At 70.7% G+C, this 12935-nt stretch carries 10 protein-coding genes and 2 pseudogenes; 6 read left to right on the forward strand and 6 right to left on the reverse strand.

Going from position 1 to position 12935, the window contains the following annotated elements:
• Nucleotides 1-40 precede the first annotated feature (40 nt).
• Nucleotides 41-535 (forward strand): annotated as a pseudogene (locus tag ACZ4WS_RS19740) (AMP-binding protein); the annotation flags it as partial.
• Nucleotides 532-1071 (forward strand): annotated as a pseudogene (locus ACZ4WS_RS19745) (AMP-binding enzyme); the annotation flags it as partial. The pseudogenes ACZ4WS_RS19740 and ACZ4WS_RS19745, both read left to right, overlap by 4 nt.
• 27 nt (nt 1072-1098) lie before the next feature.
• On the opposite strand, the gene ACZ4WS_RS19750 reads toward ACZ4WS_RS19745, so the two are convergent.
• A complete protein-coding gene (locus tag ACZ4WS_RS19750) occupies nt 1099-1443 on the reverse strand; it encodes a hypothetical protein (protein ID WP_467982013.1) in 345 nt (114 codons plus the stop codon).
• 210 nt (nt 1444-1653) lie between these two features.
• Here ACZ4WS_RS19750 and ACZ4WS_RS19755 point away from each other — a divergent pair, with 210 nt between their 5' ends.
• Both ACZ4WS_RS19755 and ACZ4WS_RS19760 read left to right on the forward strand, forming a co-directional pair.
• A complete protein-coding gene (locus ACZ4WS_RS19755; RefSeq protein ID WP_467982015.1) occupies nt 1654-2310 on the forward strand; it encodes a response regulator in 657 nt (218 codons plus the stop codon).
• 51 nt (nt 2311-2361) lie between these two features.
• On the forward strand, nt 2362-4320 hold the full coding sequence (locus tag ACZ4WS_RS19760; RefSeq protein ID WP_467982017.1) for a histidine kinase: 1959 nt from the start codon (nt 2362-2364) through the stop codon (nt 4318-4320).
• Between the two features lie 56 nt (nt 4321-4376).
• Here the strand turns inward: ACZ4WS_RS19760 and ACZ4WS_RS19765 are convergent, their stop codons facing one another.
• Nucleotides 4377-5258 (reverse strand): hypothetical protein, encoded by an 882-nt coding sequence (locus tag ACZ4WS_RS19765; RefSeq protein ID WP_467982018.1) that lies wholly within the window; start codon nt 5256-5258, stop codon nt 4377-4379.
• A gap of 251 nt (nt 5259-5509) precedes the next feature.
• Here ACZ4WS_RS19765 and gcl point away from each other — a divergent pair, with 251 nt between their 5' ends.
• A complete protein-coding gene (gene gcl, locus ACZ4WS_RS19770) occupies nt 5510-7294 on the forward strand; it encodes a glyoxylate carboligase (protein ID WP_467982020.1) in 1785 nt (594 codons plus the stop codon).
• Between the two features lie 250 nt (nt 7295-7544).
• Here the strand turns inward: gcl and ACZ4WS_RS19775 are convergent, their stop codons facing one another.
• Entirely contained in the window at nt 7545-7769 is a 225-nt protein-coding gene (locus ACZ4WS_RS19775; protein WP_467982022.1) for a hypothetical protein, read from the reverse strand.
• A gap of 93 nt (nt 7770-7862) precedes the next feature.
• Here ACZ4WS_RS19775 and ACZ4WS_RS19780 point away from each other — a divergent pair, with 93 nt between their 5' ends.
• Complete coding sequence (locus tag ACZ4WS_RS19780) at nt 7863-9107, forward strand: Shedu anti-phage system protein SduA domain-containing protein (protein ID WP_467982254.1); 1245 nt, start codon at nt 7863-7865, stop codon at nt 9105-9107.
• 318 nt (nt 9108-9425) lie between these two features.
• On the opposite strand, the gene ACZ4WS_RS19785 is transcribed toward ACZ4WS_RS19780, so the two are convergent.
• From ACZ4WS_RS19785 to ACZ4WS_RS19795, 3 genes are all read right to left on the reverse strand, one after another.
• Entirely contained in the window at nt 9426-10883 is a 1458-nt protein-coding gene (locus ACZ4WS_RS19785; RefSeq protein ID WP_467982023.1) for a catalase, read from the reverse strand.
• Between the two features lie 170 nt (nt 10884-11053).
• Nucleotides 11054-11947, reverse strand: coding sequence for a 2-hydroxy-3-oxopropionate reductase (locus ACZ4WS_RS19790; protein ID WP_467982025.1), 894 nt, complete (start codon nt 11945-11947; stop codon nt 11054-11056).
• 44 nt (nt 11948-11991) lie between these two features.
• Nucleotides 11992-12831 (reverse strand): TIM barrel protein, encoded by an 840-nt coding sequence (locus ACZ4WS_RS19795; RefSeq protein WP_467982027.1) that lies wholly within the window; start codon nt 12829-12831, stop codon nt 11992-11994.
• Nucleotides 12832-12935: the final 104 nt, after the last annotated feature.

Raw genomic sequence — 12935 nt, forward strand, 5'->3', positions numbered from 1 at the left:
ACACGATGTTATGCGGCTGTCCGGCAACCAGGAGGACAACATGACGGCGACGAAGAGTGCCACGGACGAGTTCCGTGCCGCGCGGGACTTCCTGCTGGAGCACCGCGAGGACTATGCCACGGCCTACGAGGGCTTCGGCTGGCCCCGCCCGGAGTACTTCAACTGGGCGCTCGACTGGTTCGACGTCATCGCGCGGGACAACGACCGCACGGCCCTGCACATCGTCGAGGAGGACGGCGAGCGCGTCGAGGTCTCCTTCGCCGAGATGTCCGAGCGCTCCGACCGGGTGGCCAACTGGCTGCGCGCGCAGGGTGTCGGAGCCGAGGACCGCGTCCTCGTCATGCTCGGCAACCAGGCAGAACTGTGGGAGACGGCCCTCGCCGCGATGAAGCTGCGCGCCGTCGTCATCCCGGCCACCCCGTTGCTCGGCGTCGCCGACCTGCGTGACCGCGTCGAGCGCGGCCGGGTCCGGCATGTCGTCGTGCGGGCCGACGACGTGGAGAAGTTCGCCGAGGTGCCGGGCGGCTACACCCGGTGGACGGCGTGACCCGGCCCCGGGGCAACCCCGGTGAGCTGTGCACCCGCGGCTACAGCGTGATGCTCGGCTACTGGAACGAGCCCGGGAGGACCGCGGAGGCCATCGACCCGGGGCGCTGGATGCACACCGGCGACCTGGCCGTGATGCGCGAGGACGGGTACGTCGAGATCGTCGGGCGCATCAAGGACATGATCATCCGGGGCGGCGAGAACATCTACCCGCGCGAGATCGAGGAGTTCCTGTACGCCCATCCGAAGATCGCCGACGTCCAGGTGGTGGGCGTGCCCCATGAGCGCTACGGCGAGGAGGTGCTCGCCTGCGTCATCCCCCGCGACCCGGCCGACCCGCTGACGCTCGCGGAGCTGCGGGCCTTCTGCGAGGGGCAGTTGGCGCACTACAAGATCCCCAGCCGGCTGCGGATCCTGGAGTCCTTCCCGATGACGGTCAGCGGGAAGGTGCGGAAGGTCGAACTGCGGGAGACGTACGCCGAACAGTCGGACCCACTGGTCGGTCCCGCTGGTCGGTCCCAGTAGGCCGGACCTACTGGCCGGACCCACTGATCAGTCCCAGGTGCCGATGTCGGGGGCCGGAATTTCGATCGGTGTGTCCGGGCAGAGGTAGTCGCCGGGGAACGCGCAGGTGGCCGCGGGAGGGTCGTCCGGCGTGGTCACGTCGGGATACACCGGGTCCACCGGGTCCACCGGATCTGTCGGGTACTCCGGGTCCACCGGGTCGGTGGGATCAACCGGTACGTCGCTCGGGTCGAGTCCGCAGTCCCAGCTCAGGCTGCAGTCGCCGGTGTCGCCCTCGTCGGACTCATGGCCGGACGAGCCGCAGGCGACGGCGCCCAGCAGGAGTACTCCGGAAAAGCCGCAGGCCGCGGCGTGTCGCAGGGTGGTGCGCATGGTTCCCCCGTGTGCTGTGTCGATCGGTTCCCGACACCCTGGCGCGCCCCGCGGGCCCCTCGCATGAGGCGGTTGTCCCTGCGAGGGCGGGCGCAGTGCCCGGAAAGGCCGGGACAGCGAGGGGTGGTTGACGGGACGTCGACCGCGGGAAGCTGGACGGGCGGTGGCGAGCGCCGCAGGTCCCACCGCGGCACGGCCTCGGGAGGAAGCGTGACCGGACGACCCGCTGTCCGGGTGGTCGTCGCCGACGACCACCCCATGTTCCGCTACGGCCTGGTGGCCGCGCTGGCCGCCGACGACGAGGTCGAGGTCGTGGCCGAGGCGGCGAACGGTGACGAACTGCTCGCCGCCGTCGACCGGACGGACCCCGACGTCGTGCTCACCGACCTGGCCATGCCGGGGCTCGACGGCGCCGCCGCCACCCGCTCCCTGCTCGCGCGCCATCCGGAGGTGGGGGTCCTGGTGCTCACCATGCACGAGGACGACCAGGCCCTGTTCGGCGCGCTGCGCGCCGGGGCCCGCGGCTACCTCCTCAAGGGCGCCGACCGTACCGAGATCATCCGTGCCGTGCTGGCCGTCGCCTCCGGGGACGCGGTCTACGGCGAAGCCGTCGCGCGCAGGATCGTCGCCTTCTTCACCGGCGCGCACCGCGAGTACGTCGCCCGTGTCTTCCCCGAACTCACCGAGCGGGAGCGGGAAGTCCTCGACCTCGTCGCCGCCGGCTGCGGCAACCACGAGATCGCCCGACGGCTGACCCTGTCCGACAAGACCGTCCGCAACCACGTGTCCGCGATCCTGTTCAAGCTCCAGGTCCGGGACCGCGCCGCGGCGGTCGCCAAGGCCCGGGACGCCGGACTCGGCACATGAAGGGTGGAGGAGCCATGTCCTCCGGGTCAACGTGCCCGCCAGACTGGCGACATGGCCGCACGCGCGGCCGTCGGGGCGGTGGTGTGCACGGCCGTTGCCGCGGTGGCCTTCGCCGGCTGGGTGACGACGCTGCCGCACGCCGCGAGCGTGGGGGTCGTCGGCCGCCTCGCCTACGTGGTGCCGGTCGGCGGGGCCAGCGTGATCTGCGCCCTGACCGGCGCGGTGCTCGCTGTGCTGCGCCCGGCCAACATCGTGGGCTGGCTCTTTCTCGGGGAAGGCGTGACCTCGGCCTGGCAGGTGGGACTGGCCGCCTACGGGGGGCACGGCATTCTGGTGGCTTCGTGGCCGGGTGCCGAAGTGGCGCTGTTCCTTGCCGGGGGGCTGTTCGTCCCGGGCTGGATGATCTCCATCACCGTGTTGATGGCCCTCTATCCGGACGGTCATCTGCCCGAGCCCTGGTGGCGCTGGCCCGTCGCCGGTGCGACCGCCGGGATCGTGCTGCTCACCCTGACGTCACCGTTCGATCCGGAGGTCTACGCACACCTCTTCGACGGCCTGACCCCGCCGGTTCCCCTTCCCGACGCCGTGGTGGACGTGCTGCTGAAAGGGGTCTGCCTGCCGCTCCTGGTGCTGTCCGGCGTCGCCATCTGGATCGGCACCGGCCTCCGGCTCGCACGCGCCCGGCCCCCGGTGCGCCAGCAACTGGCCCTGCTCGTCTGTGTGGAGGGGCCCCAGGTGGTGGCCGACTTGATCGGCGTGCTGCTGCTGCAGGCCACGATCGCGGCGACGATACCGGTGGCCGTGGCCGTCGGAGTGCTGCGCTACCGGCTGATGGGCATCGAGAGAGTGCTGCGCCGGGGTCTCGTCTACGGCACGCTGACCGCCGGGGTGCTCGTGGTCTTCCTGGCCGTCACCACACTGGCCGGCTCCGCGCTGGACCGTCGCCCCCTGCCCGGCGTCCTGGCCGCCGCCGTGGTGGCCGTCCTGCTCTCTCCCATGCGCGAGCGGCTCCAGCGGGCGGCCGACCGGCTGGTCTACGGCGCGCGGCAGGACCCGCTCGGCGCGATCACGAGACTCGGTGACGAGATCGCCGGCTCGGAGGAGCTCGACCTGCTGTCGGCCGCCCTGCGGGTCGTCGTCGGCGCCGTGCGCGCGCCCGGTGCCACGGTGATGGCGTCCGGCGGACGCACGCTCACCTCGGTGGGGGCGCCGCCGGTGGCCGGCCAGGCGCTGCCGCTCAGCGTCGGCGGCCGTGACGTCGGCACGCTGACCGTGGCGCTTCGCGCGCCGAACGAGCCGTACGACGACACCGAGCTGCGGCTGCTGACCGCGCTGGCGCTGCAGATCGCGGTCCTGGTGCGCGCTCTGGAACTCACCGAGGCCCTGGAGGCCGAACGGGACCGGGTGGTGACCGCCACCCGGGTCGAGCGCGACCGGCTGCGCCACGATCTGCACGACGGCCTGGGACCTTCGCTCTCCGGTGTGGGTCTGGGGCTCCAGGCCCTGTCCGACGCGCTGGCCCGCGGCGACACCGCGACCTGTGACAGGTTGCTGACCCGGATCCGGGCCGAGGTCGGCACGTCGGTCGGGGAGATCCGCCGCATCATCGACGGACTGCGTCCCACCGCCCTGGACGCGCTGGGGCTGATCGGCGCCGTACGGGAGCACGCGCGCAGCGTGTCGCCGACGGTGCCCGTGGAGGTCATGGCCGCCGCGCTGCCGAGACTCGTGCCGGAGGTGGAGACCGCCGCGTACCGCATCGTGATGGAGGCGCTGACCAACACCGCCCGGCACGCGGGCGCCCGTCGTGCGCGGGTCGCCATCGGCGTGGACGGCTCGGCGCTGCGCGTGGTGATCACCGACGACGGCCGGGGGTTCTGCGGGGCCACCCCGGGTGTGGGGCTGGGCTCCATGCGCCGTCGGGCCGAGGCGCTCCACGGGACGCTGACCGTGACCTCCTCCGGGGCGGGGACCACGGTCGATGCGACCCTGCCGCTGGACAGCGGCTGACTGGTCCGCCCGCTGGGCGAATGCGGCGCCGGGCCACTGCGCGCCCGGCGCGGCCGTCAGGCCCCTGTGGCGATGAGCGCGTCGGCCGGGCTGTTCACCGGCTGCGGGGTGCCCGTGAGGTCGAGGACGAAGAGGGGGACGCCGAGGGTGTCGGCGCGGACCCGGGCGTCGTCCGCGTAGCCCGCGAGGGAGAAGTACACGCATCCCGCCGACTCCGTCATGGCCGTCAGCCACAGACACTCCACGTCGCGCAGTGAGGCCGGGCGGACGGTCGGGTCCACCTGGGCCAGGATTCCGCGCGCGGCCAGCCCGATCCCGGACGGCGGCCGCTGGTCCGCCCGCCGGACGTCCCGGTAGCCGAGCCACCGGAGGTACAGCGCGGCCGCCGTGACGGCGTCCCGGGCGGTACGGATGGTGACCGGCTGGAACGGCGGGCGGGGGGTCGGGGCGGGCACCGGGGCACCGGTGTCACGGGGCGCGCCGCCGGTGCCCCGCGGCGATCCGCCGCCGTCGCGCGCAGATCCCCCGGCCAGGTGCGGGTGGGCGTCCGAGGCTGTCCCCGGGTGCGGGTCCCGGTCCGGGGCTGAGCCCGCGTCGGCGGCCGTGCCCGGGGCCAGCTCCGCGCGCTGGGGTCGCCGTATCCCTCGCACCGGAATCCGCATGGCGGTTCCGCACGAGCACCCCAGCTCGGGGTGGGGCCACTGGTCCTCGCGGCCGCACGCCTCGCAGCGGACCGTGACCCAGTCCTCGTCCCAGACGCGGTCGGTGACGGGTGCCGGATCGGCGAGCCGGTCGAGCGGAGGCGTGACAGGGGCGCTGCACACGCACGGGTAGGACGGGGCCGCGAAGAGATGCTCGCGGCGGCAGACCGGACACCGCACCGGCACGCTCTCGGCCATGGCCCACTCCAGGACGTCACGTCGGGACAGCGCATTCATCGTCCTCCAGTCGGAGGACCTCCGGCAGGGAAACGGTTCGACAAGCCCCGTCGGATGCCTCGAGATGCGCGCTCTTGACGCTCCTCGGCGCGCCGCCTACATTGCTTCCAGATAGTAGAAGTTAGTTTCCGCATTACGGAATCTCGGAACCTTCGGGGTCAGAGAAGCCGATGCGGAACCGCAACGGAATCACCAGCTCTCCGACGGGCGCGACGGGAGCGAGAATCCGACAGCCGAAGCAGGAGTACTCCATGGCTCGTATGACCGCTGCCCGCGCGGCAGTCGAGATCCTCAAGCGCGAGGGCGTCAGCAACGCGTTCGGCGTCCCGGGCGCGGCGATCAACCCCTTCTACGCGGCTCTCAAGGCGTCCGGCGGGATCAGTCACACCCTCGCCCGGCACGTCGAGGGCGCCTCGCACATGGCGGAGGGCTACACCCGGACCCACCCGGGCAACATCGGCGTCTGCATCGGTACGTCGGGCCCGGCCGGCACCGACATGATCACCGGGCTCTACTCCGCCATCGGTGACTCGATCCCGATCCTGTGCATCACGGGCCAGGCCCCGACCGCCGTGATCCACAAAGAGGACTTCCAGGCCGTCGACATCGCCTCGATCGCCAAGCCGGTGACGAAGATGGCCGTCACCGTCCTGGAGGCCGCGCAGGTCCCCGGCGTCTTCCAGCAGGCCTTCCATCTCATGCGCTCGGGGCGTCCGGGCCCGGTCCTCATCGACCTGCCCATCGACGTCCAGCTCACCGAGATCGAGTTCGACCCGGAGACGTACGAGCCGCTCCAGGCGTACAAGCCCGCCGCGACGCGCGCCCAGGTCGAGAAGGCGATCGCGCTCCTGAACGAGTCCGAGCGCCCGCTGATCGTCGCCGGCGGCGGTGTCATCAACGCCAACGCCTCCGAACTCCTCGTGGAATTCGCCGAGTTGACGGGCACTCCGGTCGTCCCGACCCTGATGGGCTGGGGCATCCTGCCCGACGACCACGAGCTGAACGCCGGCATGGTCGGCCTCCAGACCTCGCACCGCTACGGCAACGCGACCTTCCTGGAGTCCGACTTCGTCCTCGGCATCGGCAATCGCTGGGCCAACCGCCACACCGGCAAGCTGGACGTCTACACGGCCGGCCGGAAGTTCGTCCACGTCGACATCGAGCCCACCCAGATCGGCAAGATCTTCGCGCCGGACTACGGCATCGCGTCCGACGCGAAGGCCGCGCTGGAGCTGTTCGTCGAGGTGGCCAGGGAGCTCAAGGCCGCGGGCAGGCTGCCGGACCGGTCCGTGTGGGCCGCGTCCGCGCAGGAGAAGAAGGCCACGCTCCAGCGCCGTACGCACTTCGACGACATCCCGATGAAGCCGCAGCGCGTCTACGAGGAGATGAACAAGGCCTTCGGCCCGGAGACCCGGTACGTCACCACCATCGGCCTCTCGCAGATCGCCGGCGCCCAGATGCTGCACGTCTACCGGCCGCGCCACTGGATCAACTGCGGTCAGGCGGGCCCGCTCGGCTGGACGATCCCGGCCGCGCTCGGCGTCGCCAAGGCCGACCCGGAGGCTTCCGTGGTGGCCCTCTCCGGCGACTACGACTTCCAGTTCATGATCGAGGAACTGGCCGTCGGCGCCCAGCACAAGATCCCGTACGTCCATGTCCTGGTGAACAACGCCTACTTGGGTCTGATCCGTCAGGCGCAGATCGGTCTGGACATCAACTTCCAGGTCAACCTGGAGTTCGAGAACATCAACTCTCCCGAGCTCGGGGTGTACGGCGTCGACCACGTCAAGGTCGTCGAAGGCCTCGGCTGCAAGGCGATCCGCGTCACCGACCCGGCCGAACTGGGCGCCGCCTTCGAGCAGGCCAAGAAGCTCGCCGCCGAGCACCAGGTTCCGGTCGTCGTCGAGGCGATCCTGGAGCGCGTCACCAACATCGCCATGAGCAAGACGAACGACATCAGCAACGTCGTCGAGTTCGAGGAGATCGCGACCGAGCCGGGCCACGCGCCGACCTCGATCAAGACGTTGAAGGTCTAGACGTTGAAGGTCTGACAGAGGCCACGGACAGGGGCGGCTCACTCCGGGGGGAGAGCCGCCCCTTTGGCGTGCGCGGCGCGCTCAAGGGGGGTTCCCCCGGACGAGGCCCGCCGCCCCCGTGTCGGCGGGCCCCGTGTGCCGAGAATGTGCCCGCACCCGGGGGGATTTGAAGCCTCCGGACCCGTGTTCAGAGCTTGATTTGAGGTTTCGGCAGACCGCGTACGTCCGGTTGCGTACGCCAGGGGTGTCCTCACTCGGCCGGGTGCTCGCTCAGCCCCGGCCAGTCGTCCGGACCGCCGCCCTGCCAGTCGATGATGTCGCTCTCCTCGACCTCGATCTCGTCGAGATCCGCCCGGCGCAGAATCTCCACGACGTCATCGAGGTGATAGGCGATGCCTAGCGTCTCGTCCCCCGCGGTGACCCGCCGTGACCCGTCCAGACCCGGGACGTGCACAACGATGCTGGGATAGTCCATGCCCTCAGACTCCAGCGCGTCGGCCGAAATCGCACCTCGGAGGGCATTGTCAGACCATCCCCGCACCATTGCCTCATGACGGGGCGAAGTGACATGACACTCGAATGGCAGCTGCGCGAGGTGGACGGGGCGGCGGCCGACGCGGCGGTGAAGGACGCGCTGTCCGCGGTCTTCAAGCACATGCACGGAGGCCGAAGCCGCAAGCGCCGGGGCGGCCGGGAGCTCGTACGGCTGCTGGAGGAGGCGCGGGCGACGGCGGCGCGTGTGGCGGAGTGGCAGGTCGTGCGCCTGGTCCAGGACTCCCTGGACTACGCGCAGGGCCGCATCCTGCAGCACGACCTTCAGGAGCGGTACCGCCTTTTCCAGGACGGTGCGCGCAATGAGGGCAGGCGCGACTTCGTCGCGGGCACGGTGCGGGCGGCCCATCAGTGGATCGTCGCCGATGGCGGGGACTTCCTGAAGGACCATCCCGAGGCGAGCGCGGCGGAGATGCTGGCGCACTTCCGGGACCAGGGTGAGGACGCCCGGTTCATGGAGGCTCCGGAGGGCCGTCCGGGGCGTTACGTGATTCCGCGCGGGATGGCCGAGACATCGCTGTGGCTGGAGCGCGTCCTGCGTGACCACCGCATCGACGTGGAGGATCCTGCCCGGGCGGCCCGGAAGATCGTCACCTCGCCGGAGGCCATGGCCCTGCTCGCCGCCGACGAGGAGGGCCAACTGCTCCTTCAGGCAGCCGAGTTGCAGCGACGGGCCGCCGGGCTGGAGGCACTGCGCACGGTCGTCGAGGACCGCAGCGCTCTGGAGCGGGACCTTCAGCAGGCTCTGGAAGGGCAGCACTGGATCTTCGGCGGCCGGTTCGTCGGCGAGGCGGCCCACCGCCGGCTCGTCCCGGGCGACGAGGTGGACATCCCGCTGATACGGGGCGACGGCGCCCTGCACATCGTCGAGCTGAAGCGGTCCATGAGCCTCAAGGGTCCCTTGGTCAAACGGCACCGCAACGCCTGGGTGCCCGCGGCTTTGGTGCACGAAGCCGTCGGACAGGCCGTCAACTACCTCACCGGCCTGGACGAGAACCGCCACCGCATCCGCGAGGAGACCGGCATCGAGACCCGCAGAGCCGGCGCCCTCGTGCTGATCGGCCACCCGGCGCTCCAGCCGGAGGTTCCCGAGGAGGAGCTGGGCGAGGCCCTGCGCACGTTCAACGCGCACATCAGCAGGGTCGAGGTGCTCACGTACAAGGAGCTCGTCGACAACGCCCTGCGCTCCCTCGGAGGTTCCGAGGGGCACGGCAGAGCGCCGGGTACGGGACCGTCCGTACCCGGCGCTCTGGACCGGTGACCTGTGATGTTGTTGCCGTCCGACGGCGCGAGGCTGGGCGCGACAGGACGTTCGCGCCGCCGGACGGAGTCGGGTCCGCACCGGGAGAGGTGTGGCTGGGACCGCGGCGGATGCGATGGAACCAAGACGTCCTTCCCTCAGGTCAAGAAGGGGGTCCCGGGACCTTTACCACCGCACTGGCTCGCACGCCGCCGCGGTCCTCGGCCTGCCCGCTTCGGGTCCGTGTGACCACCCCTCATCCGGGTTCACGGCCGCCGCGGGCGCGCGCCTGGGATCCGACCTCCCGTCGGATCCTGGACGCAGCCCATGAGCGGAGGCTCAGTCCTCGCGCAGGGCGCGGACCGCCTCCTCCACGCGCTTGCCGTACTCCGGGTCGGCGGCGTGGAAGTGGGCGAGGTTCTTCTCGATCACGTCGTCGCGGGAGACCTGCGAGAGGCCGCCTGCGATGTTCGCGATCAGACGGGACTTCTCCTCGGCGGACATCAGGCGGTACAGCTCGCCCGCCTGGAAGAAGTGGTCGTCCTTGGTGTGGAGCGGGGCCTCGTGCGTGCCCGTGTGGCCGTTCACCGCGAGCGGGGCCGACAGCGGGCGGCCGGTCTCGGCCGGGCCGTCGTACGAGTTGGGCTCGTAGTTCTTCGCGGCGCGGCCCTGCGCGTTGGACGCCATGAGGCCGTCCCGGCCGTAGTTGTCCGCCGTGGTGGCCTTCGGGGCGTTCACGGCCAGTTGGGTGTGGTTGACGCCCAGGCGGTAGCGGTGCGCGTCCGCGTAGGCGAACAGGCGGCCCTGGAGCATCTTGTCGGGGGAGGGGCCGATGCCCGGAACGAAGTTGTTCGGGGAGAACGCGGCCTGCTCGACCTCGGCGAAGACGTTGTCGGGGTTGCGGTCGAGGACCAGGCGGCCCACCCGCTGGAGCGGGTAGTCCTTGTGCGGCCACACCTTGGTGAGGTCGAAGGGGTTGAAGCGGTAGTCGGCGGCCTCCGCCGCCGGCATGATCTGGACGTGGAGGGTCCAGGACGGGTTCACGCCCCGCTCGATGGCCTGGAGCAGGTCCGTCTGGTGCGAGTTCGCGTCCTTGCCCGCGATCTCCTGCCCCTGCTCGGTGGAGAGGCTGCGGATGCCCTGGTTCGTCTTGAAGTGGTACTTGACGAAGAAGGCCTCGCCCTCGGCGTTCGTCCACTGGTAGGTGTGCGAGCCGTAGCCGTTCATGTGGCGGTACGAGGCCGGGATGCCGCGGTCGCCCATCAGCCAGGTGATCTGGTGCGTCGCCTCGGGGGCGTGCGCCCAGAAGTCCCAGACGTTGTCCGGCTCCTGCTTACCCGTGAACGGGTCGCGCTTCTGGGAGTGGATGAAGTCGGGGAACTTGATCGGGTCCTTGATGAAGAAGACCGGAGTGTTGTTCCCTACGAGGTCGTAGTTCCCTTCCTCCGTGTAGAACTTCAGCGCGAAGCCGCGCGGGTCGCGGACCGCGTCCGCACCGCCGAGGTTGTCGGCCACGGTGGAGAAGCGCAGGAAGACCTCGGTGCGCTTGCCGACGGTGTCGAGGAAGTCGGCGTGCGTGAAGCCCGTGACGTCGTCGGTCACCTCGAAGTAGCCGTACGCGCCGGAGCCGCGGGCGTGCACCACGCGCTCCGGGATGCGCTCGCGGTTGAACCGGGCGAGCTTCTCCAGGAGGTGCTGGTCCTGGAGGAGGAGCGGGCCACCGACGCCTGCGGTGGCGGAGTTCTGGTTGTCGGCGACCGGGGCGCCGGACTCGGTCGTGAGCACGCGCTTCGACATCGTGGACCTTCCGTACGAGGGGCAGCGGAAAGCTTCTTCCGCTTTGTGGAGCCTAGGTTCGGGGCGATCTGAACGTCAACAGTTTGTTGAAGGTGAATCCGGGCCGCGGCGGCGCCTGGGCGCGACAGGACAGGTGTCAGCGCCGCCGCGGCCCGGAAGTTTTCAGGGACTCAGATCTGTGCGCCGGACAGCCGCTCGACCGCGCGCAGCAGTGCCGAGTGGTCCAGGCCGCCGTCACCCTGGGCGCGCAGCGAGGCCACCAGCTGGGCGACCACGGCACCGACCGGGAGGGCCGCGCCGACATTGCGGGCCGCGTCCGTGACGATGCCCATGTCCTTGTGGTGCAGGTCGATGCGGAAGCCCGGCTTGAAGTCGCGGTTCAGGAAGTTGTCCTTCTTCCGCGTCAGGACGGTGGAGCCCGCGAGGCCGCCGTTGAGGACGTCGAGGGCCGCCTTGAGGTCCACGCCGGACTTCTCCAGGAAGACCACGGCCTCGGCGCACGCCTGGATGTTCACGGCGACGATCAGCTGGTTGGCGGCCTTCACGGTCTGGCCCGAGCCGTGCGGACCGCACAGCACGATGGTCTTGCCGAGCGCCTCGAAGATCGGCTCGGCCTCGTCGAAGTCGGCCTGCTCGCCGCCGACCATGATCGACAGCACGGCCTCGACGGCACCGGCCTCGCCGCCGGACACCGGGGCGTCCAGGACGCGGATGCCCTTGGCGGCAGCGGCCTTCGCGAGGTCCACGGAGGTCTGCGGGGTGATCGAGGACATGTCGATCAGCAGCGCGCCGGACCGCGCGTTCTCCAGGATGCCGTCAGGGCCGTACGAGATGGCCTCGACCTGCGGGGACGCCGGCACCATCGTGACGACGACATCCGCGTCCCGCACGGCCTCGGCGATCGAGCCCGCCGCCGTGCCGCCGGCCGCGGTCAGCCGCTCCAGCTTGTCCTGCTCCAGCGTGAAGCCGGTGACGTCGTACCCGGCCTTGATCAGGTTCTCCGACATGGGGGAACCCATGATGCCGAGCCCGATCCAGGCGACCTTGGGGAGATTGCTGCTCATGAGGGTGCCTCTCTAACTACTGCGATACGTCTGGGAGTTGCCGCTCAGCGGGCGGCTCGGGCCTCGGTGGGCAGCCACTCGAAGGCCTCGGCGCTGGGCCTGTCGCCCGGCTTGTACTCCAGGCCGACCCAGCCCTCGTAGCCGGCCTTCTGCAGCTGGTCGAGGAGGTCCGCCAGGGGGAGGGAGCCGGTGCCGGGGGCGCCGCGGCCCGGGTTGTCGGCGATCTGCACGTGGCCGGTCTTGGCGGCGTACCGCTCGATCACCGACGGCAGGTCCTCGCCGTTCATGGACAGGTGGTACAGGTCCATGAGGAACTTGGCGTTGTCGAGGCCGGTCGCCTCGTTGACCTTGTCGACGACGCCGACGCCGGCCGGGGCGGTCACCAGCGGGTAGCGCGGCGACTCCGGCTGGTTGAGGGTCTCGATCAGCAGGATCGCGCCGATCCGGTCGGCGGCGCGGGCCGCGAGCACCAGGTTCTCCAGTGCGAGCGTGTCCTGCTCGGCCGGGTCCACGCCCTCGACGCGGTTGCCGTACAGGGCGTTGAGCGCTGTGCAGCCGAGCGACTGGGCGAAGTCCGCGGCCACGTCGATGTTGGCGCGGAACTTCTCCGACTCCGCGCCCGGGATCGACAGCGCGCCCCGGTCCGGGCCGGGCAGCTGACCCGCGTAGAAGTTCAGCCCCGTGAGCTGGACGCCCGCGTCCTCGATCGCCTTCTTCAGGGCGTCGAGCTCGGACTGCTCGGGGGTGGGGGAGTCGACCCACGGCCACCACAGCTCGACCGCGGTGAAGCCCGCCGCGGCGGCGGCCGCGGGGCGCTCCAGGAGCGGGAGTTCCGTGAAGAGGATCGACAGGTTGACGTTGAAGCGCTGGTCTGCGAATCCCATGTGGGTCGGCGCTCCCTTCCGTGCTGGCGGCTGTACCGGCGATTGCGAAGCGATTCCGTATTGTGGAAGTTCGTTTCTGCTTAATGGAAGATTGCCTGTGGTCG

Source organism: Streptomyces sp. NPDC029292, assembly GCF_055569295.1.